This window comes from Neomoorella carbonis (genome assembly GCF_045278715.1).
GTDB lineage: Bacteria > Bacillota > DSM-521 > Neomoorellales > Neomoorellaceae > Neomoorella > Neomoorella carbonis.
This window is the reverse complement of record NZ_CP136420.1, coordinates 1,075,871-1,098,723: the sequence shown is the minus strand read 5'-3', so window position 1 is coordinate 1,098,723 and position 22,853 is coordinate 1,075,871. Positions and strand designations below refer to the sequence as shown.

At 47.3% G+C, this 22,853-nt stretch carries 20 protein-coding genes and 2 pseudogenes; 4 read left to right on the top strand and 18 right to left on the bottom strand.

The features are described 5' to 3' along the window. Positions 1-52: 52 nt before the first annotated feature. Entirely contained in the window at positions 53-193 is a 141-nt protein-coding gene (locus tag MCACP_RS05680; RefSeq protein ID WP_406678391.1) for a hypothetical protein, read from the bottom strand. Positions 194-291: 98 nt separating this feature from the next. Further along, on the bottom strand, positions 292-471 hold the full coding sequence (locus MCACP_RS05675; RefSeq protein WP_406678390.1) for a hypothetical protein: 180 nt from the start codon (positions 469-471) through the stop codon (positions 292-294). Positions 472-1,063: 592 nt separating this feature from the next. Here MCACP_RS05675 and MCACP_RS05670 point away from each other — a divergent pair. Beyond that, positions 1,064-1,750: a manganese catalase family protein gene (locus MCACP_RS05670; RefSeq protein ID WP_406678389.1), complete on the top strand. Its 687-nt coding sequence runs from the start codon at positions 1,064-1,066 to the stop codon at positions 1,748-1,750. 1,761 nt (positions 1,751-3,511) lie between these two features. On the opposite strand, the gene MCACP_RS05665 is transcribed toward MCACP_RS05670, so the two are convergent. From MCACP_RS05665 to MCACP_RS05590, 16 genes are all read right to left on the bottom strand, one after another. Next, complete coding sequence (locus MCACP_RS05665; protein WP_406678388.1) at positions 3,512-3,778, bottom strand: hypothetical protein; 267 nt, start codon at positions 3,776-3,778, stop codon at positions 3,512-3,514. A gap of 1 nt (position 3,779) precedes the next feature. Further along, positions 3,780-4,427 carry a potassium channel family protein gene (locus tag MCACP_RS05660; protein ID WP_406678387.1) on the bottom strand — a complete coding sequence of 216 codons (648 nt, stop codon included), beginning with the start codon at positions 4,425-4,427 and terminating at the stop codon, positions 3,780-3,782. 13 nt (positions 4,428-4,440) lie between these two features. Next, on the bottom strand, positions 4,441-5,715 hold the full coding sequence (locus MCACP_RS05655; RefSeq protein ID WP_406678386.1) for a TrkH family potassium uptake protein: 1,275 nt from the start codon (positions 5,713-5,715) through the stop codon (positions 4,441-4,443). Between the two features lie 363 nt (positions 5,716-6,078). Then, positions 6,079-6,927 carry a 3-methyl-2-oxobutanoate hydroxymethyltransferase gene (gene panB, locus MCACP_RS05650; RefSeq protein ID WP_406678385.1) on the bottom strand — a complete coding sequence of 283 codons (849 nt, stop codon included), beginning with the start codon at positions 6,925-6,927 and terminating at the stop codon, positions 6,079-6,081. A gap of 376 nt (positions 6,928-7,303) precedes the next feature. Next, positions 7,304-7,690, bottom strand: a complete 387-nt coding sequence (locus MCACP_RS05645; protein ID WP_406678384.1) for a cupin domain-containing protein — start codon at positions 7,688-7,690, stop codon at positions 7,304-7,306. Positions 7,691-7,762: 72 nt separating this feature from the next. Beyond that, positions 7,763-9,613 carry an aldehyde ferredoxin oxidoreductase family protein gene (locus MCACP_RS05640; RefSeq protein WP_406678383.1) on the bottom strand — a complete coding sequence of 617 codons (1,851 nt, stop codon included), beginning with the start codon at positions 9,611-9,613 and terminating at the stop codon, positions 7,763-7,765. A gap of 267 nt (positions 9,614-9,880) precedes the next feature. Beyond that, the gene (locus MCACP_RS05635; RefSeq protein WP_406678382.1) at positions 9,881-10,144 is read right to left on the bottom strand and encodes a MoaD/ThiS family protein; all 264 of its coding nucleotides are present in this window, start codon (positions 10,142-10,144) and stop codon (positions 9,881-9,883) included. Positions 10,145-10,150: 6 nt separating this feature from the next. Further along, positions 10,151-11,050, bottom strand: a complete 900-nt coding sequence (locus tag MCACP_RS05630) for a succinate--CoA ligase subunit alpha (protein ID WP_406678381.1) — start codon at positions 11,048-11,050, stop codon at positions 10,151-10,153. A 1-nt stretch (position 11,051) separates the two neighbouring features. Beyond that, complete coding sequence (locus MCACP_RS05625; protein ID WP_406678380.1) at positions 11,052-12,281, bottom strand: ATP-grasp domain-containing protein; 1,230 nt, start codon at positions 12,279-12,281, stop codon at positions 11,052-11,054. A 34-nt stretch (positions 12,282-12,315) separates the two neighbouring features. After that, positions 12,316-13,161 (bottom strand): HpcH/HpaI aldolase/citrate lyase family protein, encoded by an 846-nt coding sequence (locus MCACP_RS05620; protein ID WP_406678379.1) that lies wholly within the window; start codon positions 13,159-13,161, stop codon positions 12,316-12,318. A 28-nt stretch (positions 13,162-13,189) separates the two neighbouring features. Then, positions 13,190-14,107 carry a glycyl-radical enzyme activating protein gene (locus tag MCACP_RS05615; RefSeq protein ID WP_406678378.1) on the bottom strand — a complete coding sequence of 306 codons (918 nt, stop codon included), beginning with the start codon at positions 14,105-14,107 and terminating at the stop codon, positions 13,190-13,192. A gap of 22 nt (positions 14,108-14,129) precedes the next feature. Next, positions 14,130-14,591, bottom strand: coding sequence for a TRAP transporter small permease (locus tag MCACP_RS05610; RefSeq protein ID WP_406678377.1), 462 nt, complete (start codon positions 14,589-14,591; stop codon positions 14,130-14,132). An 11-nt stretch (positions 14,592-14,602) separates the two neighbouring features. Next, entirely contained in the window at positions 14,603-15,958 is a 1,356-nt protein-coding gene (locus MCACP_RS05605) for a TRAP transporter large permease (protein ID WP_406678376.1), read from the bottom strand. A 1-nt stretch (position 15,959) separates the two neighbouring features. Further along, on the bottom strand, positions 15,960-16,997 hold the full coding sequence (locus MCACP_RS05600) for a TRAP transporter substrate-binding protein (RefSeq protein WP_406678375.1): 1,038 nt from the start codon (positions 16,995-16,997) through the stop codon (positions 15,960-15,962). 135 nt (positions 16,998-17,132) lie between these two features. Next, complete coding sequence (locus MCACP_RS05595; RefSeq protein WP_406678374.1) at positions 17,133-19,523, bottom strand: glycyl radical protein; 2,391 nt, start codon at positions 19,521-19,523, stop codon at positions 17,133-17,135. Position 19,524: 1 nt separating this feature from the next. Next, positions 19,525-20,187 (bottom strand): GntR family transcriptional regulator, encoded by a 663-nt coding sequence (locus tag MCACP_RS05590; RefSeq protein ID WP_406678373.1) that lies wholly within the window; start codon positions 20,185-20,187, stop codon positions 19,525-19,527. A gap of 462 nt (positions 20,188-20,649) precedes the next feature. Here MCACP_RS05590 and MCACP_RS05585 point away from each other — a divergent pair. The 3 genes and pseudogenes from MCACP_RS05585 to istA form a co-directional block, all read left to right on the top strand. After that, a pseudogene (locus MCACP_RS05585) lies at positions 20,650-20,805 on the top strand (helix-turn-helix domain-containing protein); the annotation flags it as partial. A gap of 59 nt (positions 20,806-20,864) precedes the next feature. After that, a pseudogene (locus MCACP_RS05580) lies at positions 20,865-21,990 on the top strand (IS3 family transposase). A 146-nt stretch (positions 21,991-22,136) separates the two neighbouring features. Then, positions 22,137-22,850 (top strand): IS21 family transposase, encoded by a 714-nt coding sequence (gene istA, locus MCACP_RS05575; RefSeq protein WP_406678372.1) that lies wholly within the window; start codon positions 22,137-22,139, stop codon positions 22,848-22,850. Positions 22,851-22,853 lie beyond the last annotated feature (3 nt).

Sequence of the window (22,853 nt, the reverse complement as noted above, 5' to 3'; positions counted from 1 at the left end):
CTATGGATACAAGTAAAAAATAAAGAGGACGCAAATACTAGCGTCACGTCTCCTACCTATTTTTTAGACTTTTCATCTGTACAATTTGACCAACACTTTCACAAACCGGCAGGCCGTTGCTAATGTCCACCTCTACCCGTACGCTTTGCCCCTCCAGGCCTATCAGGACGACTGAGTTAACAATGGCCAGCATTTTGAACCCCCAATAAGTAGGCAAATGTACCGGTTATCTAGCCAACATTTGCTATTAGCCGGGAAATACGGAAGTTCCTGCTGAGATGGTAAAATACACTACTCATAAATAACCTCGAGGTCTTTGTCTTTGATACGAATATCAGCCTGGCGTAAAAGTTCGTTAGTATAATTCTCCCAACGATTTTCCACCATATACCGGAACTCATCCCCCAGGGTTTCATGGTGTTTATTACCCCAATCCGCTTTAAACTTTTCCCGCAAACGGCTAATGGGCATGGTTTGTATGAGCCCTTCAAAAAGTTTTTCTTGTTCCTTATTCGTTCTTTAAGGCAACGTTATTTCAACATTCCTAATTCGGGGATTACTTGGAGAAGCTTTGTCCCAAATTTCCTGGGAGCCCATGGGGTTTAGCGCCAGTAAGATAAAATGAATATAGAAGAACTATCCCAAAGCCTATCAATGCCAGGCTAAGTAGAATGTTAATAGAGCTGAACCGTCCTGGTCGAAAATGTACTTGAACTTCCGGCTTATCGGTGTAGACCCTTGCTGGCCTGATTAGCTGTAATATACCAAGCAAAATGCTAAGAATGCCAAAAATAAGCGTAAACATCATTCTCCATCCCCCTGCTTATTATTCATCTTCTCTTCAACCTTAAAGCGGAGTTATAGTACCACAAGGTGTCAGGAAAAGCAACCTTGCTTCACCAGTTTTTACCCAATAATTCCTGTTCGCCGCCAGGACGGAAGTTCCTGCAAGAGCCAAAATACTTCCACTATTTCTTCCTGGTATATTCCAGCCGTCACTGCTGAACTAGCTACATACCATGAAGCCCAGCATGGGATAATAGACATAGAAAGGGGGAATAACATGTTCAAGCATGATAAGAAGCTGCTGGAAATGGTGCGTGTGGAACGGCCGAACCCAAACTACGCGGCGCTTTTGCAGGAGCAAATCGGGGGCCCCCACGGTGAACTGAAAGCCGGGTTACAGTACCTGGCCCAAAGTTTTCGCATTCACGACCCGGCCATCAAGGATATTTTCCTTGACATCGCCGCGGAGGAACTCAGTCACCTGGAAATGGTATGTACGGCGGTCAACCTCTTGAACGGCCATGAACCTCAGGCCATGAACGCCACCATCGGCAATGTTCAGGCACACGTAACGACCGGACTCAATCCCTTTTACAGCAACGCCTCCGGCCAGGTGTGGACCGCATCTTACATTGAAGCCACCGGTGACCTGCCAGCGGACCTGCTTTCCAATATCGCCGCCGAACAACGTGCCAAGGTTGTTTATGAATATCTGCACCGGCAAATCGCCGACCGGTATGTGCGGCAGATGATCGATTTCCTGTTGAACAGGGAAGAGGCGCACAACACCATGTTCCGGGAATGCTTCCAGAAGGTCCGGGGCACCGGCTCCACCCAGGACTGGGGTGTAGACAAGGACGCCCGGCTCTTCTTCAACCTGTCCACACCCGGTAACTATGCAGGTTCCTCCCTGCATGACCCGCAACCACCGTCCTTTGACCAGCCGCAAATCCCGCCCCAGTAAAATAGGCGGGGCAGCTTTTGCCCAAAACTACTATAAGGTAAGATCATAAACAGGGAAGCGGCATCGCCTCCCTGTTCTATTTCATATCTTTGGGTCTGTCTGTCCGCCGTCCGCCTTCGGGCTCTCGTACCAGCCATACGATAAGCACCGCAATCCCTACCACTATCCCTACCACAATCCCACACTAAAATATTTACTGAATTTAAACAAGTATCCGGACGCAAAAGCATCGAACTTGAATAATTATAGCTATTTTGGTAGCTAAGGATAGCATACTTCAGGAGTTTCAGGATATTAGCAAAAAGCTTGAACTCGACCAATATCATCGAATCAGCCAATAATCGCCTTTGCACTTACTGCCGCAACGTTAAGTGGTAGCAAAACGGCGAGCAGATTCCTCGCTGAATGGCAGCTTCTTATCTCGAGGCTTAGTCATCATCTTTTTATACCTCGAAGCTTCTGGTTTCAGGTAAATATTTCGTGTATAAAATTTGACCAACACTCTCAAAAACCGGCAAACCATTGTTAATGTCGACCTCTACCCGTACACTTTGCCCCTCCAGGCCCACGAGAACGACGGAATTGACAATTGCTAGCATGTTCAACCCTCTGGTGGTTTTTTGACCCACATTTGCTATTCGCCACCAGAACGGAAGTTCCTGCTTAGTAAGCGTAAAATAATCCCCACCTATCTCAATAATTTGCTTCTAGCTCGTTAAATCTCCTGCTCTCTTAGATTTTAATTTTTTATGATGAAGTTCAAGAGAGCAGACTAAGCCTCCATCATCGTCCACAACAACAAGACGATGGTTTAATCTTTAAGTCTTGGGCAGTAACCTCACCACTTCCTGGCCCTCGGCTACCCTATCATGTCTCCCGGGGTCTATGCCCTGTTTAATTCCTTCGTTCGGCCTTTTGAGGGCGGGTGGGTTATGCCTAGTACTTGCATGCGTGGTCTATGCCCTTATGGTGGGGATTAAGGCTTCCCCCACCCAAGACTTTTTACCTTGCATGCTGATCCAAGGCATTTACGTCTTGAGTATTCAGGTTGGGAAGTTTTTCGAAGAGATAACGCAGCGGGGTATTGGCAAACAACCACCTTCGCTTTATTAACAAGCATAAGCTGCTGTTATTCAGGAGCGGTCCGCTCGCTGGAAACACCGAATTACCGGTGTTTGCTTAAGCGCAACTGCTCCATCAACCAGTTGAACCGGCCTCCGCCGGCCAGGGAAATTTGCCTTTCTCCAGCCAGCGGTAATAATGCCAAAACCCAATGTGATCCCAGTAGAGAATTTTAAGTTTTTCGCTCCGACGATTGCAGAAAATAAAAAGACAGGTTTTACCTCGATGCTGGCCTGGCTTATTCTAACCAGCAAGGAGTTGCCCTGATCCACAGAAGATTGCTCACTTACTTCTACAGGCAGCCACCGGGTTGATTTGGCGGAAGGAACTCCATTCTGATTTTTAAACTTCCGGAGCCAGTACCATAACTGCCGGGGGTTGCATTATGGGCGGCGTACCATTATTTGGCACTTTGACCGCTGGCTCGATATTTGGTGATGCGGGTTTCCCATAGTTTTTGCAGTTCAGCTTTCGTCATAAAAAATCTTCCTCCATTCGTGTTCTTAAGGAAGATTATCCTACAAACTGGGAGATGAAACCAGGTGGGTGCTGTTTTACGCTTACTTTATTTCTACTTCGCGTAAAATACCCCCCTAGACATAAACAGAGCCGGGATACATATTGAGAGTAGCTGAACCTCTACTGTTGCCGAAGCCGTAGCTCCGTCACCGCCAGGCAGCGGTAGCCAGCCTCCTGCAGGCCGGCTACCAGCTGCTCTCCCCGCGGGGCAGCAAGAATTTGCGGGCTGTACAAAACTGCTTCGAGGGGTATCCAGGCCTGCCGGGCTTCCTCCAGCAGGTGGATGCCCTCGATTAGATAAAGAACCCTTTTCTCCCGCCAGGAACGCTCCTTTAAAGAACGAACCAGCTTTACATAACGGTTGGCTGCCGAAGTGATTAACTCCACCTTAGCTTTCCTGCAGCCTTTCCAGGGCTTTGTTCCGGCCTACCAGTACCATGATGTCGCCTTCTTCCACCACATCGTCGGCTCCGGGAGCAGCCAGTATTTTATCATTGCGTTTGATAGCCATGACGCTGACACCGTGCTGGGCGCGTAAATTCAGCTGCCCCAGGGTCTTACCCGCCACCCTGGCCGGGGCCACAATCTCCACAATGCTGTACTCCGGCGAAAGGTCGATATGCTCCAGGACGTTGCCAGAAGCAAGGGTATGGGCGACCCTGATTCCCATATCCCGCTCCGGATAAACGACTTTATCGGCACCGATTTTCGCCAGGACTTTACCGTGCAGGTCGTTCAGGGCCTTGGCCACGACGCACTTGATGCCCATTTCCTTGACGATTAAAGTGACCAGAATATTGGCCTCGACATTTTCCCCAATGGCGACAATGGCCACGTCCACATTGCGAATGCCAGCCGCCTTCAAGGCTTCCTCATCGCGGGCATCTGCCTGGATGGCCGTAGTGACCTCGTTCATAAGGGCTTCCACCTTGGCCTCGTCCCTATCAATGGCGATTACCTGGTGACCCATGCGGGCCAAGGTGCGGGCCACGCTGGATCCGAAACGGCCCAGGCCAATGACGGCAAACTGTTTCACCGTTCTACCTCCTTTAGCCAATAATGACCCCTTCTTCAGGATAATGCTTTATCCCCCGGCGACCCAGGCGCTGGGCGATGGCAAAAGCCAGGGTAAGGGGCCCTACGCGGCCGGAATACATGGTCGCGGTGATCAGCAGCTTGCCGGCCACCGTTAGCTGGGGCGTCAAGCCCGCCGAGAGGCCCACCGTGCCAAAGGCTGAAACTACCTCGAAAAGTATTATCTCCATTTCCTTCTGTTCGGTGACCAGCATAATACCGGTTACGGTAACCACCAGCAGCATGGACACTGCTGCCACCGCCAGGGCCTTGAGGACCGTACCCCGGGGCAGGCGCCGGCCAAAGATTTCAATATCGCACTTACCCTGGATTATCGACCATACTGCCACGGCAATGGTCGTGAAAGTAGAAGTTTTAATGCCGCCGCCGGTGGACCCCGGTGAAGCGCCGATAAACATGAGAATAATGAGCAAGAGGAGGGTCACGGGGCGCAGGTCGCCGATATTCAAGGTATTAAACCCGGCCGTCCTGGGGGTGACGGCCTGGAAATAGGAGGCCAGGACTTTTTCTCCCAAGGGTAACGGCGCCAGGCTCTTGCTGTTGGTATACTCCAGGGCCAGGAACAAGAGCGTGCCCAGGGTGATCAGCCACATGGTGGTGCTGATTACTATTTTGCTTTGCAAGGAAAGCCGCTGCCAGGAACGTTTGTTGTAAACATCGGCGACAACGCTGAAGCCCAGGCCGCCCAGTATAATAAGGGCGGTAATGATCAGGTTGACCAGCAAGTCGCCCCGGTAGCCCATCAGGTTGGCGGAAAACAGGGAGAAACCGGCGTTGCAAAAAGCGGATACGGCATGGAAGATACCGAAATAAAAGGCCTGTCCCAGGGGCATGTCCCTGCTGAAGCGCAGGCCCAGGAGAAGCGCCCCCACCCCTTCGGTAAGAAAAGTAAAGAACAGGACGTACCTGCTCAGGCGCACGACCCCTTCTACTGTCAGCTGGTTCAGGGCTTCCTGCATGACCAGCCTTTCCTTGAGGGTGATACGTTTCCCCAGCAGCAGGGCCACCAGGGTGGAGAGGGTCATAAATCCCAGGCCACCTGTTTGGATCAGGGCCATAATCACAATTTCACCAAACAAAGAATAAGTAGTTGGCGTGTCCACGGTGATAAGGCCGGTAACGCAGGTTGCCGACGTGGCCGTAAACAGGGCATCCACTATCTTTACCGGTTGTCCTGTCTCGCTGGCAACGGGCAATGCCAGGAGCAAGGTGCCGGTAGCAATGACCATGGCAAAACCCAGGGCCAGGATCTGGGGAGGCCGCAGGCGAAAGGGCCATTCCCGTATATTACTCGTAGAGCATCACCTTCTCGGCTATTCAAACATCATTTTGGGTTCCTCGCTATTTCGCGTAGGCAAACACTTTTATACCTTTTATTGTGGCATTCATCGGAGCGAAGCGGAAACCCTTGACATGGAGAATGCCCGTATTAGCTTAGTTTGGCAAAGGGCGACAAGCGGCTGGCCTGCCCCCCTGCCCCTTAGAAATACGGGTGCGAGGCTTCATGTCAAGGGCGATCGCAAAATATTTGCTTCCACCCACACGTACAGCGAAAAACCAATAATAATAAACCCTAAATATTTGATTATACGTTACTTGCCGTATTTTGCTTGGAACTTGGTCAGGGCTTCCACCTGCATCTTGTAGCAATGCTCGTCAGCGGGGAAAACGCCGTTTTCTACGTCCTCCTTGTATTGGGTAAGAGCGTCCAAGATCACCTTGTTAAGGTTGGCATATTTCTTGACGAACTTAGGCGTAAAGGCATCGAAAAAACCTAGCATATCGTGGACAATAAGCAGTTGGCCGTGGCAGTACGGTCCCGCACCAATGCTAATAATGGGGATTTTGGCCCTCTCGGTAATCACCTTTGCCACCTCGGGCGGAACAGCTTCCAACAGTATGGATACCGCTCCCGCTTCCTCAATAGCTTTGGCATCCTCTATGATCGCCTCCGCTGCTGCAATATCCCGACCCTGGGCCTTGAAACCACCTAACATGGCGATAGACTGGGGAGTAAGGCCAAGGTGTCCCATTACGGGAATGGTGGCTTTAGTGAGAGCGGCAATTACATCCACCACGTTCCGGCCGCCTTCTAGCTTGACTGCGTCCACCCCTGCTTCCTTCATAAAACGGCCAGCGTTACGTACAGCTTCTTCCACACTAACTTGATACGACATGTAGGGCATGTCGCCGATCACATAGGCGGTAGGGGCTCCACGGCGGACCGCTTTGGCATGTTCCACCATTATGTCCATAGTTACCGGCAAGGTGGTATCATACCCCAGGATAGTCATCCCTAGGGAGTCGCCTACCAGAATAATATCTATACCTGCACGCTCCTCCAACAATGCCATAGGGTAATCATAACCGGTGATCATAGTTATACGTTGCCCTTTCTCCATCTTGTCTCTAAGAGTCTGAATGGTTACTTTACTCCGCATATATCCTTCTCCTTTCTCTTATGTGTTATAACCCCTATTCAGCTACTAGTATGAACATCATAGCAATGTGAACTATTAGTACTAACAAGTGAGCAGAATTCGTGCGCTCTTGCCTAAGGAAAAATATCGATTCTTTACTGTTCGTGTAGGTGCAACTTAATTATCTTGCGACCACCCTTGACATGAAGCCTCGCACCCGTATTTCTAAGGGGCAGGGGGGGGCAGGCCAGCCGCTTGTCGCCCTTTGCCAAACTAAGCTAATACGGGCATTCTCCATGTCAAGGGTCCGCATCGCTCCGATGAACGGTCGGAATAAAAGGTGTAAAACAAGTGTTTGCTCACAAAAATAGGGGAGAGCCAAAATGTTTTTGCAAAATTAAGGGGAACAAGGTTTCCATTCATTGATAAAGCTCATATCAAAGGCGGGGGTAAAAATCGCCAAATAATGCCAATCATTGTCCCCGTTATTAACTGGGTGATGTTCAATTCCAGGCGGAACAATAGCTAACGTTCCTGGTTTTACTTGATAATCATTCCCATCAATAACTAATGTTCCTGTACCGGCGATGGTAAAAAACATTTCCACCTCTTTTTTATGCGTATGCGGTAAGCCGTACTGACTAGGTTTGAATTTAAATAGACCTATACTAACAAGTGCTACCTGAGGATTTTGGACCCCGTCGTGTAAAATCTTCCCATAGCGGGGGAGAGGAGGCGGAGCCTCTCTCCAGGGTATTTTAACGGAATCGATAATGTAAATCATTTTCTTTCCTCTCCTTTATTTGAGCAACGTCAGCAATGTATTGTGACAAATTATGTTCAATCTTTTAAGCCACTACTTGACAAATTGTTCAAGTCCTAGTTCCTGAATTTTTAACTTAGTCGGAAACCCTTCATCATCCCATCCGCGGTATTGATAATACTCGCTAAGCATCTTACCTAACGGAGGCAAGTTGTCGGCAGCTCCACCGCTCTTTCTTTTCTGGGTAAGAATACGTGGCGGTAAGATATCATCCTTACGACTTATACCACATGCGTTGTTGTATATTCTTTTTAGATTGAAAATCCTCTCTCCTGCCAACATAAATTCAGCCACATCCATATCCCAGCCCACCACGCAATTAAGCCAGTCAACCAGGGTGTCTACTTTGATACCACCAAATAACAGGAACTTGCATAATTTCAGGGAATCAAACATACAGCAGAGATCTTGCAATTTGGCAGTAAAGGGCCCTTTTCCCTCTACAGCAAATCTATCCTGAATTTCTGGGTAACCTAGCTGGGGCATCGTTACCGCTCTTTCAAAGGTATAGCTAAATCCCTGTAAATGACATGCTCCACGATTGGATGTTGCGTAGGTCAGGGCAAGGCTGTTAGATGCTCTGGGATCATGCGCCGGGAATTCCAACCCTTTCACATGGATGGCATACTCCATGGCTATACCTCCTATTTTTTCTGCGGCAACCCTAACCCCATTGCCTAAAATAGCACCAAGCCCCGTCGCATTACCAATTTGACGTACAAGTTCAATCATGGCTTCGGCATTACCCCATCCGAGGTTGACACCACCCGTATCACCTTCTTGAATTAAGCCCCTCTCGAAAGCTTCCATGGCAAAGGCAATGACCGCACCGGTCGAGATGGTGTCTAAACCTAACCTGTTGCATAGCTCGTTAGCATATACAATAGCCTCCAAATCGTCTACAAGGCAAAGCGACCCCAAACAGGCTACGGTTTCATACTCCGGGCCGGCGCCATCCACCGGGCCGAACCGCCCATCCTGTATTTTTACCTCCCTGCCACACCCAATCACGCAAGAATGGCAGCGATAATTTCCTCTCAAGTAGGTTTCTGCCAACCTCTGGCCGGAAATTTTTAGAGCACCCTCGGGCCACGAACCATCACGCCAGTTGCGAATGGGGAGGTCGCCGATCTTTTCATTCCCCAGCACACTCCCGGAGGTGCCAAATCTTTTTAAAAAGGCTGTCCCTTCCCTGAGCTGCCTCATTTTTGACCTGATAGAATCATGTAGCCCCCGACTATCAGCAATCAAGTTAGGCTGATTCCCTTTGACCACTACTGCCTTAAGGTTTTTGGAACCCATTACCGCACCTAATCCAGCTCGCCCTGCAGCTCTCGCATGTTTGCCATCGTGCATAATGGCGGCAAGCTTAACCTGTTTTTCTCCCGCTGGCCCGATTACTGCCGCCACCGCGCCTGGTACTGTTTCCTGTTCCAACATTTCACTGGTTTCGTAGGTGTCTTTGCCCCACAAATGAGAGGCGTCTACTATTCGCGTCCCATCGTTGGTTATTAACAGGTAAACCGGATGAGAGGCGCGGCCCGTGATTACCAGCATGTCATAACCGGCCCATTTTAATTCTTTTCCCCAGTAACCGCCAACATCACTTTCCCCCCAGATCCCGGTAAGAGGAGATTTGGCGACCACCGCATGACGCCCTGACGTAGGCACGCTGGTGCCCGTCAAAGGCCCCGTCGCGAAAATAAGTATATTGTCCGGAGAAAGAGGGTCAATGTTCGCCGGAACTTCCTCCACAAATACTTTTGCGGCAAGACCCACTCCGCCGATGTACTTCCGCAACTCCATCTCGTTTAAATGTTCTTCAGCAACGCTACGCGTCGAAAGATTCACTCTAAGAACCTTGCCGGTATATCCTCCGAGCATGTTATCACCTCATTTTTAGGAAATAGAAGGGTCTCCTCTGTTCGTGTGGATAGAACCAAATTATTTTGCTGTCGCCCTTGACATTGAACCTCACACTATGTTTCTAAGGGGCAGGGGGGCAGACCAGCTTCGCTTGCTGCCCCCTTGCCAAACAAGGTTAAAATGTATTCTCCATGTCAAGGGTCACCGCTTCGCTCCGATGAACGGCCGCAATAAGAGATATAAATCAAGGGTTTGTCCACCCGAAATAGCGAGGAGAGAAATTGACTATCCCCCGCTTATTGGAGAAACTAATTCAATTACGTCTTGGTCAAATAAAGTGTCCTGCAAGCTGGCAACTTTACCGTTAACAAAGACAAGTATACGGCTTCTCACTGCTTCTTCGCCGACCTCTGCAGGAAGAAATGCGGCGAAACCGGTGTACTCGGCACCAATGCGTTGAAGCATTTGTAGAACTGTTGTTGGCTGTTCAATACGCATTTCCAGATGCCTTATCTCAAAATCAAAAGGAGGATAAAATTTTATCAACATGGCTTCTTACCTTCTCATCACTTGTTGCACTAGCGGTATGATTTCATCAAAACTATGAGCTATTAATGCACCGGCTTGACTGAGTTTCCGCATTTTAATAGAGGGTTTTCCCACCCCTTTGGAGATAATCGCCGCTGCGTGGCCAAAGACCGTTCCTTCTGGCATCTCTTCGGTAAACTTTCCTGCTACGTATGCGATTAGTGGTTTTGTAAAACCTCCTTCTGCAATGAATTCGGCAGCGTCTTCTTCCAAACTGGTTCCTGGTTCGGCGAACATTACCACAGCGTCGGTTTCAGGGTCTTCCTGAAATAATTTTAGCAACTCTACCGGGGGAGAACCGATTATGGGGTCCCCTCCTATGCTGATGCTGGTGCTTACTCCAAAACCAGCCTTTTTGACCATCCAGGACGTTTCAGCAGTCATTCCCCCGCTCCTGGAGATGACTCCTACCCTGCCGGGAACAAAGCACCGATCAGGATTATCTCCGCCGATGGCCCCAAGTTTTACTCGGTGGACGGGACTGATCACACCTACTGAGTTCGGCCCAATTACCCTTACACCAGCCGCTTTGGCTATAGCCAAAATCTTCATCACATCATGCTGAGGCACATTTTCCGTTATGATCACTATGAGTTTGATTCCGTTATCTATCGCCTCTTTAACCGTATCTAAGACGGCTGCAGGAGGTACATATACAAGAGAAGTGTTTGCCTTATGCTCTTTCAATAACGACCTCAAAGTGTTGTACACAGGAACCCCGTGCACCTGTTTGCCAGCTTTACCAGGTGTTATTCCTCCAACTACCCTCGTTCCGTATGCTAGAATATGTTTTGTCACCATGGAGGCTTCCCGGCCAGTGATACCATGGATCACAACACGTGTATCTTCGTTTATCAATATTGCCATGTTATTTTATTCCCTCCTGTAATTGGTATCTCTGCCGCATCTTTTCAATCATTCGTTTTGCACTGCCAGTCATAGTAATGTCATCACCGTAACACTCGATGCCTGCTTCCCGGAAGATCCGATGACCTTCCGCCTCGTTGACGCCCGGTGCCCTAACCACCACCGGAAATTTGCCGGGATCCAACCCCAGATCCTTGATGGCCCTGGTAATACCCCTGGCTTCGACATCAACCTGGGTGTTATTGGTGATATTATGAGAAACAAATAAGCCACGAACCCCGGGTTTGGAAAGAATATTTACTGCCAATCCGTACACCTTCTCCTCCGTTGGGTTTCCGCCGAACTCGGCGTAGTTAGCAGGCTTTCCTCCAAGGCTTAGCAACTCATCAAAAAGCACCAAGCTGCCGCCACCTCCTCCGCACATGAAACCTATATCTCCGCCTTCCAGTTCCGTGTACCTTGCTGTTCCCCGATACGGGTCGGCATCATGCACCATCTGGACCTTTCGCTCAATCTCCGTAAGAGGGCGCCATGCTCTCTCACTTCCCTCCTGAGCTATAGGCACCAGTTCCTGATGACGGAAAAGTGCACTATCGTCAACTTTCATCACACAAGCCGGTACTACGATTTCCCCTCTAGGAGTTAGAAAGAGGGGGTTTATTTCTACCAGAGTGGCGTCAAGGGAAACAAATACGCTATACAGCTTTCTCAGCACTTCCGCAACTTTACGCAAGTAGGTGTCGTCTAAACCTCCCTCCTCCAGGACCTCTATAGACTGATGCGCGGTTAAACCCTCCAGCGGGTTCAAAAAGCGAGTAACTATTTTTTCCGGAGTTCTTGCGGCTACTTCTTCAATATCAACGCCTCCGCTTAAACTGAATACCACCACAGGGCAAGCCGTCTTCTGGTCAATGGAGATGGAGACATACATCTCGGTGGCTGCATGAATCCTTTCGGCGACCAACACTTTTCGCACCGGGTAGCCTCTCACCAACATTCCCAAAAGTGCAGCTGCTGCCTGTTTAACCTCTTCAGGTTGTGATGCGAATTTGACCGCACCGGCTTTTCCCCTTTTTCCCGCTGGCACTAGTGCCTTGACAACCACCTCTCCCGACAGGGACGCCGCGCAAGCCGCAGCTTCATCCGGGGTAGAGGCCACCCCAAACTTAACTACTGGTATTCCTGCGTCTTGTAGTAAGTTTAAGCTATAGTTTTCCAGTATACGAGCCATTATTTTGCCTCCCTTAATCGAATTTGTGGTCTATCTAGCTTCTCGCCAAAGCCAATATTTTTTTCGCTTTTTCAGCGACTGGACGATCGACCATAGTTCCATCAACGGTCACGGCACCTTTACCTCTTCTAAGAGCTTCCTCGTAAGCTTCTAACACCCGTTTTGCCCACTCAACCTCCACTATAGGCGGACTAAAAACCTGGTTGATGGTGGTAATCTGGCACGGATGGATACACGCTTTCCCCCCAAAGCCCATCGCTTTTGCCCGCATGCATTCGTTTAAGAGGGTATCTTGGTCTTTAAAATTGGGGTACACGGTATCTACCGGCAATAGGCCGCTCGCTCTACACGCAGTCACCACTGCCGCCCGTGGATAAATTAAACTAACACCCGTTTCTTCTTGGACCCCGTCTATGTCTAATATAAAATCCATGGCTCCAAACATGATAGCTTCAAGCCTTCGGCTTGCTTTCGCAATCGAGAATACGTTCACAATACCCCGGGCCGTTTCAATGATGGGAATAATCCTCAGCTTACTCTGTCCACTTAAGGCTCGGTGCTCACAACAATCCAACAGCCACGAAACTTTTTCTATATCAGATGGTTCATCAATCTTGGGAACCACCAAACCCTTGATTGGGTATTGAGTTACGGTTAGAATATCGTCCAGTATCCAAGGAGTATTAAGCGCATTGATTCTGATGTAAATATTTTTGTCAGGTGAACATGCTAAAACTTTAGTTATTTCTTCCCGGGCGCGAACCTTTTCCTCAGGAGGCACGGCATCCTCTAAATCGAAAATCAATGCGTCCGCCTCTGTTTTTAAAGATTTGATTAACATATCAGTCCGATTTCCTGGTACAAAAAGCAATGATCGCATTGTGTTACCTCCAACCGTTAGATACATACTACCCTCCTATAGCAACATTAAGGCCCACAGCGGCAAAGTAAGCCGCCAATTCCTTCATTCTATTTTCAGAAGGAGGGCTTATTCCTTCACATGGGTTGTCGATTTGAAGTCGCTGATATTTACTTGCACCCAGTTTGGTGAAGGGTAACAATTCTACATCTGATACCCCGGGGAGTTGAGACGTAAATAACGCTATCCTTTTCAAATTATCATCCGTATCGTTCATACCCGGGATAACTGGCACACGTATGATTACCTTTTTTCCAAGAAAGGATAATCGGCGGGCATTCTCCAAAATTATTTTGTTGTCAACACCGGTTAATCTTACATGTTGCTGGCTGTCATAGTGTTTGAGATCGTACAGAAAAAGGTCCGTATATTTTGCTACTTCCTCCAACCTTTCTGGCGAGGTGTATCCGCTGGTATCTACCGCCACATGGTACCCTTCTGCCCGCAACGATTTGAGCAATGAAAGCAAAAAGTCAAACTGAAAAAAGGGTTCTCCACCAGAAATTGTGACGCCACCACCAGAAAAGCGGAAAAACGATGCACTCTTTTTCACTTGTTGGATGACCTCTTCAACAGTATAGTTTTCCCCAACCACAGACCAGGCCTTGGCGAAGCAGACTCTGATACATTCTCCGCAAAGGTTGCAAAGTTCCTTGTTTACCTTAAGGCCATCCTGAGAAGCTATAATAGCTCCCTCCGGACAATTTACTACACATTCTCCGCAGCCAACACAGAACGCCTTAGTATACATCAGTTGTGGTCCCGGTTCTTGGGATTCGGGGTTGTGACACCACTTACACCTTAGCGGACACCCTTTAAGAAACACCACCGTTCGAATTCCGGGCCCATCCACCAGCGCATTTCTCTCTATGTCAAAAATTACTCCCGTTTCCGTTCCCACAGGCATCCACTCCACCTCGCAATATTCATCACTTCAATCTCTGTATCATTTTTGTAAGTGCAAAAAATATTATCAGCACGCCTGAAGTGGGGATCGAAAGGTACCAGAAAACTAGGGGCAAGTCGAAAATGGGACTCTTCTTACCAACCGTGTGTAGTATCAGGTTGTTACCGCAATAAATCATAAAACCTCCCACAGCTAGGATCGATACCAGCACCAAATACCTTAACAGCTTTTGTCCCGTGCCATTAAGTTTTTCAGCTAGAAGATCAACACTAATGTGATCTGTTTTATGCACTAAAACCGCAGAGCCCAAAAAGACAAACCATGCAAGCAAAAATTGAATAGTTTCATCTATCCAACTTGAGGAGATCTTCACCAGCCGGTTCCCGACTTGAACTAATAGCAGAACAAATAATGTGATAAGGAAAACACCACATACAACCTCTAGCAATTGGTTGATCTTTTCCGAGATTTGCTTTAAACCCATTGGTCTACCCCCTAAGCCTGACCCATGATAAGATTTGGGACCAGTGTTACCAACCATGGGATAAAAGTAATAATCAATACTACTAAAATTAACGCAATAATATACGGAATGCATGCTTTAGCAACTCGGTGGAGAGGTACTTTCGCCACACTAATTACAGGGTACAGGGACATGCCCACAGGTGGGGTAATCAGCCCAATCATTAGGCATAACGTATAAGTTACGCCAAAATGCACTGGATCAATCCCAAAGTGCTGAACTAAAGGCATAAATATCGGTATAGTTAAGACCAGAATGGCTAGACTTTCCAAAAAGCATCCTAATATCAAACCGATCAATTCGATAATGAGTAATATTAAGTACTTGTTTTCGGTGAGTGACATTAATTTTTGCGTAATTAAGTCAGGGACACCCTGGTAGGTAAGAACCCATCCGAAGAACGCAGCAGCCCCTATAATAAACATCACCCGAATAGTATGACTTACGGTTTCTCTTATAATACTAAGCAAGCTCTGCATGTCAATCTCTTTATACACGAATACACCCAGAACAAAGGCATATAACGCAGCAACACTCGCAGCCTCCGTGGGCGTAAATATCCCCCCCAGGATGCCACCAATGACAATTAAGGGAACTAATAGGGACGGCAAGGCATCAAGTAAACTTTTAGCTATGTCCTTAAAGTTTGCCCTTGGATTCGTGGGATACTTTCTTTTTCTTGCGATGAAGTATACCGTAATCATTAAACCCAAGCCCATAAGTAGACCCGGTATAATACCCCCCAGGAACAACCTGCCAACCGAAACCCCGGTCAGGCCGCTAAATAATACAAATGGGATGCTCGGAGGAATAATTGGGCCTATAGTCGATGACGCAGCCGTAATCGCAGCCGCGAACTCATTATCGTACCCTTGATCAGTCATTGCCTTTATTTCAACCGCTCCAAGACCAGCGGCCTCAGCTACCGCTGAACCGGACATACCGGCAACGATCATACTGGCTAAGACACTAACATGGCCTAAGCCACCTGCAATATGGCCAACTAGGTTAGATGCAAATTTAAAAATCCTATTGGTAATTCCTCCAGTATTCATCAGGAGTCCCGTGAGTATGAAAAAGGGAATAGCCAGTAAAGTGTATGAATTAATGCCGGCATACAGTCGTTGTGCAAACATATTGAGCAACATGGTATTCCCAGAAAATAAGATATAGATAATCGCCGAAAGGCATAACCCGAAGCCGATGGGGACTCCAGCCCCAATGAGCAAGATAAAAACAATAAACATTATCATGACCGTCACCTCCAGGTGATTGTTCGGTGGAATCTGGGGCATGGCACCGCCACGCCCCAGTGGCTCCTTCAACATCCTATTTTGCTTTTTCCACTATATCCTTCCATTTTTGATAGAAATCTTCACCGATAGACTTAGCAAGTTCTGCTATGGCAGGTTCTGATGCTTTTCTGAATGGAGCAGGATCAGGCTTGGTAAACTTGACACCTTTGGCTTCCAGTTCTTTAATTATTGCCGCTTCCTTATCATTCATCTCCTTCCGCATGTAATCACGGGCTTCCTCGCTCACCTCTTTTACAATAGTCCTCAAATCTTCCGGAAGTTTATCCCATGCATTTTTGCTAATGAGATGAACAGCATTGTTATACATATAACCTAGTAGCGCTATGTGCTTGTTGGGTTCGTAAAACTTTTCGTTGTATATGGCCAGTAAAGGGTTTTCTTGACCATCCACGACACCCTGGGACAAGGCCATATATAGTTCCGAGTAATTGATACTAACGGGAATTGCACCTAATGTACTTAGAGTAACTTCCATCGCTTTTTCGGGTGGAACCCGTATCTTTAATCCTTTCAGATCATCCGGAGTGTTGATTGGTTTTTTACTATTAGTGATATGTCTAAAGCCCCAATCCCAGTTTGATAGCACCAAGAAGTTCTGCTTGGCTGAAAGGTCGGCAAGCATTTTACCGCCTTCACCGTCCAACACCTTGTAAACATGTTCCGGACCGTTCCAAATAAAAGGTAGCTGGATCGCCATGTACTGAGGAACATACTGACTCAATTGCCCACCAGTATTTAGCGACATATCCAAAGTACCCATGCGAACCTGCTCACAAATGTCTTGAGGTGCCCCCAAGCTATTTGCCGGGAATACTTGAACCTTAATGCGACCCTTACTCTTCTCCTCTACGGCTTTCGCAAAAAACTTCGCTGCTTCTCCGAGGGGATGCGACTCGGCTGCATAGTGAGCCAGACGTAAAGTAATAGGTTTTACTTCTTGCTCTTTAGCATTTTGTTCTTCCTTTTTGGATCCACAACCAGTAAGGCCAATAAGCCCGAAGATAACTATAGTAAACAATGCTATCCACTTTCCCTTTGTGTCCTTAAACATTCTTTCTTCCCTCCAAATTAGGTGTTTTGTCCGAGATATCTGCTTTTAATATTTCTTTAAAAATTGTCTCCCTCCACATCACCTCCATATATTTCGGATTGTATTTTATGGTTGTCCAGCATCTTCTGTTTAATTCTACAAATAATATTGTTCAGTTCTACTAATAATATCGTCCTGCAATGCTTTGTCGATGCTAGCCCAAAAGGCGCTCCAACCCGCAACCCTTACAACTAATCCCCGGTATTTATCCGGGTGGAGTTGAGCATCTCTCAACATTTCTGAAGATACAACATTAAATTGTACGTGCATTGCCCGTTTGGAGAAGTAAGCCCTGATGGCCGCTACTAGTTTTTTCAACCCCTCGTCAGAGTTAAGTACAGCCGGGTGAATTTTTTGGTTTAAAAGTGTTCCATTAGATGTTCTTAGGTGGTTTAACTTGGTAACGGAATTGAATACAGCGGTCATCCCATGAGCATCACGCCCTTGGACAGGTGAAATACCGTCCGAGAGCGGCGTGCCGCAATACCTTCCATCAGGGGTTGCACCTACAATACGACCCAAAGAAACGTGCGCACTAGCCGGGAACATTCCAGCATGGAATTTGCCCCCGCGGGTGTTACTATACTTTTCTACTTCACAAGCATAAAATTCCATGACTTCTCGGGCCAGTATATCAACGTAATCGTCATCATTTCCGTACTTGGGGGCTAAATTAATTAACATTTGTCTATATCGTTCGTTGTCTTTAAAATTAGAACTTAAGATTTTTTTAAGTTCCTCCAAGGTCGTTTTTCGTTCCTCAAACACTAATTTCTTGATAGCCGCTAAGGAATCGGCAATGGTCGCCAGGCCCACTCCCTGAGGACCGGTGAAATTGTATCTGGCACCTCCTGCCAACACTTCCTTGCCTTGTTCAATACAATCTTCGACTAGTACTGAAAGCCAAGGTAATGGAGCCAATTCTCTATGAGCACTTTCTATAATGTTTTCAGCTACTACCATCTGCTTCACGGCATAAGCTATCTGCTTCTTGTATGCCGCTAATAATTGTTCAAAGTCGCGAAAATCCTCCCCGGTTTCCGGACCGATCTTTTTTCTCGAAACAGGATCAACACCATTGTAGAGGGTTAATTCCAAGCATTTAGCAAAGTTAAATTTTGACCCGGCTGCATTAGGGAAACTTTTCCCCGAGGGCGCCGGCTCTACGCATCCTACCAGGGCATAGTCAAGAGCGTCTTCCAAGGCCACCCCTCTGTTCATCAATGCAGGTATGTGTGCTTCGTCATTGTAAAGAGCGGGCAACCCTAGTCCTAATCGTATAACTTTAGCGACATCCATCATAAAGTCATCTGGGCTATCCATGTGATATCGTATGGATAAGGAAGGTTGCGGAAACTTAATGTCCGCTGTAGCCTTCAAACATAAATATGATAAGTCGTTGGTAGCATCCGTACCACCTTTCGTTAATCCTCCTAAAACTATGTTTTGCCGAGACGGGTAAGACTGAATCAGGTCAGTCAGATTTTGATCCATTAATTTATTCACTTCATTAAACTTTATCCACAGGCATTCCAATAGCTCCAGCGCCTGGTAGTAATCTATCCTTTTCTCTTCGAGGTCTTTTCTCAGGAATGGGTACATATACTGGTCAAAGCGCCCTGGAGAAATACCTGTCCCATTTGATTCCAGCATAATTGCCATATGCACCATCCAAAAACTCTGTAAAGCTTCATAGAATGTTTCAGCCGGCTGTGCTGGGACTCGCGCACAGATGGCCGATATACGCAACAATTCTTCCTTTCTCTCGGCATTTTTCTCAAAACTAGCCATTTGAGCTGCCGTTTCGCTGTATCTTTGAGCTAACCGAATAACTGCCTGACACGTCCTCTCAGCAGCCTCATAAAACATAAGTGCTTCAAAATCTGAAGGCTTGGCCGGATCTAAATGCTCCTTTTTATTCTTAATGTTTTGGATGACACTCTCTAATCCTTTATTTAGAATTAGACTATAATTGGGAATGAGGTGGCCCAACCCGAGCACCAACCCCGAGACTGAAGCAAATACCCCACATTGCATCAGGGTCTTCACTTCCGGTGGAAACAGAGCCATACCCCTGTCCACCACGGTCTTACCCCTCCAGTAAGGTAATAATTCCCTCAAGGTTTTTTTATCCTCCGGAGAGATTTTAAACCGGGAGTGTAGAGGACGCTTTTCAAACAGTTCTATTTCCTCTTCAATCCATTCACTAGCTACCTCCGGAAAAACTTGCACGCTTCCTGGTACAGGCCCTTCCGCCCCAACAATAAGCTCATCCTGTCGTATATAAGTAGGAATAGTTTCAAGAAACTGTTTGAATGCCAAAGATCTTTTGACTATTGGGGGAAGGGCCTCATGCTCCATATATGTGTTGGTATAGACCACAGCTCGCTCTGGACAAATTTGAGGAACACTATCAAGGACAGATTCCCGCAACCGTTCAATCCGCTCTTTCGCTTTCCCAGAAAGGCTAACAGTTTCCAACCGCATCTCATTTTACCTCCTCATTCTCATTTCTTGAAGCGTAAGCTTTAGCGGCGGCAAGGATATGGCTTTCCATCAACTTGCTCGCCTCTTCGCTATCACCTTTTTTTATTGCCTCTAAGATAGCACGATGCGCATCTTGCGATCTTGAGGCATCTTCCAGCGTAGAAAGCATGGCATATCGTGGGAAGTTGTCCCACAAATTTTTGATAATGTCTAACAAGCGCTGAGAAGGGACGCCTTTATAAATTGCCTTGTGAAATTTATAGTTAAGCTTGGTTAATTTTTTTAGATCCTTCTCTTCTAAACACTTATCCATATCCTGTAATAAATTTTCTAAAAATATTATGTCTTCTTTTGTGATGTTTGGAATTGCTAATTTAACTGCCTCCCTTTCTAAAATGCTCCTTACAAAGAAGGTATCCTTTAGTTCTTCCTTTCCAAATTCAGCAACCGTAACCCCTTTATTGGGGACCCTTACTACCAATTTATCTGCTTCAAGAAGACGCAACACATCCCGAACCGGCATTCTACTTATACCGAACCTTTTCGCCAATTCGTCTTGCAATAATCGTTCCCCCGGTTTTATTTCACCATTCAGTATTGCATTTCTCAAGAAATCATACAACTGTTCGTGAACTGGTCGGCGCTCCAGTTGAAATTCTCCCATCTCTATTACTCACTCCTATTTTGGATACAGGATATTGGCTACTGGCTATATATATATTCTACATATTTTTGTGATCTCCTTCTTTACTTAGAGAACAGCTAAAAAATATTTTCACTAGGCCTAAATTAACATTTTGTTGTAAATATTTTGATTCTGGTGCGAAAATTATCTTTAATGTAGACCTTTCAATTTCTGGAATTGCAAATGGTAATGTGGAGGAGTATGCTAGCAGCACCTTGTAGCCAAACTCTACCGGAGCATTAATTTTGCCCTTTTTAATGGGCCGGGCGTCGTATCAAAGTAAGCGTAAAATAATCCCCACCTTTCCAAAATGTGAGCGGTAAAATAAAACTGATCCAAAAAGGCTCACTTTGACAATATAAAACTGATCCATCCTCGCCCCCTAACAAAAGCTATGACATTACAAAACTGATCCGCTGCGGGCAGGGAGGGAGAAAGGAAGTGATTGATATTAACCTCTACGAAGAAATTAGACGCCTCTATGCCGTGGAAAATCTTTCCCAAAGGGCGATAGCTAGAAAGCTTGGTATTTCCCGCAACACCGTCAAGCGTTACTGTAAAGGTGAAAACGTGCCCTGGGAAACTAAACCCCGGCAGTATGAACTATAATGGACCCAGGATTTTAGACACGAAAAATGGGGGTCCTAAGCGTCAACATGGGTACTAGGAAACATTATCCAGCCGAGCTTAAGGCTAAAATCGTACTGGAAATTCTCAAGGAAGAAAAATCCATCGCCTAAATCGCCTCCGAATATGGTATCCACCCCTCTGTCCTAAACCGGTGGAGAAATACGGCAGTAGAGAAACTGCCTTCCCTCTTCACCGATGAAACGAAAAATCTGGAGAACATGAAATCCGAATACGAGAAAAAAATCCAAGACCTCTACGCGGAAGTCGGTCGTTTAACTACAGAACTGACCTGGCTTAAAAAAAAGAGTGGCCTCTGAGCTTAGCCGGGACGAACGTATTCTTCTTGTGGAGTGGGGTCATCCAGAACTATCTATCAAGAAGCAAGCGGAGCTCTTAAGCCTAAACCGCTCTAGCTTGTACTACCACCCAGTGCCCCCTTCCCCAGAAGAAATAACCATAAAACACCGCATTGACGAAATATATACCGAATTTCCCTTTTACGGTTCCAGGCGCATTACGGCCCAGCTTCGAAGGGAGGGATTCCAGGTCAACCGCAAAGCCGTCCAGCGCCATATGCGAGAAATGGGTATAGCCGCCATCTATCCTAAGTCTAACTTAAGCAAAAGAAACCATGAGCATCGAGTATATCCCTACTTGCTGCGAAGCCTTTCTATTAGTTATCCCAACCAAGTCTGGTGTATAGACATCACCTACATCCGGCTAATCCGGGGATGGATGTACCTAGTCGCCATCATGGACTGGTACTCGCGCTTTGTGGTAAGTTGGGCCCTGGACCAGTGCCTGGAAACAACCTTTGTCCTTAGGGCAGTGGAAGCAGCCTTTTCCCTGGCCAAGCCGGAGATAATGAATAGCGACCAGGGAGCTCAGTTTACCGACCCGGACTACATAAAGCTCCTGGAAGGAGCGGGCATAAGGATTAGCATGGACGGCAAAAGCCTGGCTACCGACAACATTTTCACCGAACGCCTTTGGCGGAGCCTGAAATACGAAGAATTCTATCTCAACGAATATCAAAGTCCCCGTGAAGCCAAGCAGGGTATATCTCGATATCTAGAGTTTTACAACTACCGCCGGCCTCACCAGTCCTTAAGATATAAAACGCCGGCAGAAGTTTACTATGGAAAGAGTTAATACATTTTCATTTTATGCCAAATATGGAATCTGAAAAATTTGTTCATAAACTATACCATACCACTATTCACCATACTAGGTTTATCTTTCCACGCTTAAAATTTTAAAAATCGTGTCTTGACAAAGGGGTCCACCTTAAACGGCCGGTGACCGGGCCGGTAGAAGCACTTGTCAGGGAGTGGCTCACTAAAGATAAGGACGCCCCGCCTAAACAGCGCCATACTGCCGAAAGGGTTTACCAGCGCCTGGCGGAAGAACACGGTTTTAGGGGTTCCTATTCCACCGTACGCCAGCTGGTGCGGGAACTGCGGCCAGAAGTCAACAAGGCTTACATACCGCTGGAGTTTGCCCCCGGCGAGGCGGCCCAGGTAGACTGGGGTGAAGCAACTGTAATCATCGCTGGGCGGAAAGTTAAGGTGCAGCTATTCTGTTACCGCCTCTGCCATAGCTCAGCCCCTTATGTAGCCGCTTTTCCCAGCCAGCGCAGCGACTGCTTCCTGGCCGGTCATGTCCAGTCTTTTAACTTCTTCGGCGGCGTCCCCAGGCGGTTGATCTACGATAACGTAAAGACCGCCGTTAAGGATGGCTGGGGCCGCTACATCAAGGCGGAACAGCCGGCCTTTATGGCCCTGAAAAGCCATTACGCCTTTCGCGCCGACTTTTGCAATCCCGGTGGCGGCAATGAAAAGGGGCTGGTGGAGGGCCTGGTAGGCTATATACGCCGCAATGTCCTGGTCCCGGTGCCGCGGGTTAACAGCTTCGTAGAACTGCAAGTGGAGCTTGATAAAAGGTGCCGCCAGTACCAGGACAAACACCTGCGCTACCACCCGGCCCCGGTGAAGGAAGCCCTGGTCCGCTAAAAG

What these genes read in the sequence shown, in the direction of transcription:
- MCACP_RS05615 (WP_406678378.1), bottom strand. Translation starts at nt 14,107, where the DNA reads ATGCCTGTGGGAACGGAAACGGGAGTAATTTTTGACATAGAGAGAAAT.
- MCACP_RS05670 (WP_406678389.1), top strand. Translation starts at nt 1,064, where the DNA reads ATGTTCAAGCATGATAAGAAGCTGCTGGAAATGGTGCGTGTGGAACGG.
- MCACP_RS05680 (WP_406678391.1), bottom strand. Translation starts at nt 193, where the DNA reads ATGCTGGCCATTGTTAACTCAGTCGTCCTGATAGGCCTGGAGGGGCAA.
- MCACP_RS05675 (WP_406678390.1), bottom strand. Translation starts at nt 471, where the DNA reads ATGCCCATTAGCCGTTTGCGGGAAAAGTTTAAAGCGGATTGGGGTAAT.
- MCACP_RS05605 (WP_406678376.1), bottom strand. Translation starts at nt 15,958, where the DNA reads ATGTTGAAGGAGCCACTGGGGCGTGGCGGTGCCATGCCCCAGATTCCA.
- MCACP_RS05635 (WP_406678382.1), bottom strand. Translation starts at nt 10,144, where the DNA reads ATGTTGATAAAATTTTATCCTCCTTTTGATTTTGAGATAAGGCATCTG.
- panB (WP_406678385.1), bottom strand. Translation starts at nt 6,927, where the DNA reads ATGCGGAGTAAAGTAACCATTCAGACTCTTAGAGACAAGATGGAGAAA.
- MCACP_RS05640 (WP_406678383.1), bottom strand. Translation starts at nt 9,613, where the DNA reads ATGCTCGGAGGATATACCGGCAAGGTTCTTAGAGTGAATCTTTCGACG.
- MCACP_RS05600 (WP_406678375.1), bottom strand. Translation starts at nt 16,997, where the DNA reads ATGTTTAAGGACACAAAGGGAAAGTGGATAGCATTGTTTACTATAGTT.
- MCACP_RS05625 (WP_406678380.1), bottom strand. Translation starts at nt 12,281, where the DNA reads ATGGCTCGTATACTGGAAAACTATAGCTTAAACTTACTACAAGACGCA.
- MCACP_RS05595 (WP_406678374.1), bottom strand. Translation starts at nt 19,523, where the DNA reads ATGCGGTTGGAAACTGTTAGCCTTTCTGGGAAAGCGAAAGAGCGGATT.
- MCACP_RS05630 (WP_406678381.1), bottom strand. Translation starts at nt 11,050, where the DNA reads ATGGCAATATTGATAAACGAAGATACACGTGTTGTGATCCATGGTATC.
- MCACP_RS05655 (WP_406678386.1), bottom strand. Translation starts at nt 5,715, where the DNA reads ATGGTCATTGCTACCGGCACCTTGCTCCTGGCATTGCCCGTTGCCAGC.
- MCACP_RS05590 (WP_406678373.1), bottom strand. Translation starts at nt 20,187, where the DNA reads ATGGGAGAATTTCAACTGGAGCGCCGACCAGTTCACGAACAGTTGTAT.
- MCACP_RS05610 (WP_406678377.1), bottom strand. Translation starts at nt 14,591, where the DNA reads ATGGGTTTAAAGCAAATCTCGGAAAAGATCAACCAATTGCTAGAGGTT.
- MCACP_RS05645 (WP_406678384.1), bottom strand. Translation starts at nt 7,690, where the DNA reads ATGATTTACATTATCGATTCCGTTAAAATACCCTGGAGAGAGGCTCCG.
- MCACP_RS05620 (WP_406678379.1), bottom strand. Translation starts at nt 13,161, where the DNA reads ATGCGATCATTGCTTTTTGTACCAGGAAATCGGACTGATATGTTAATC.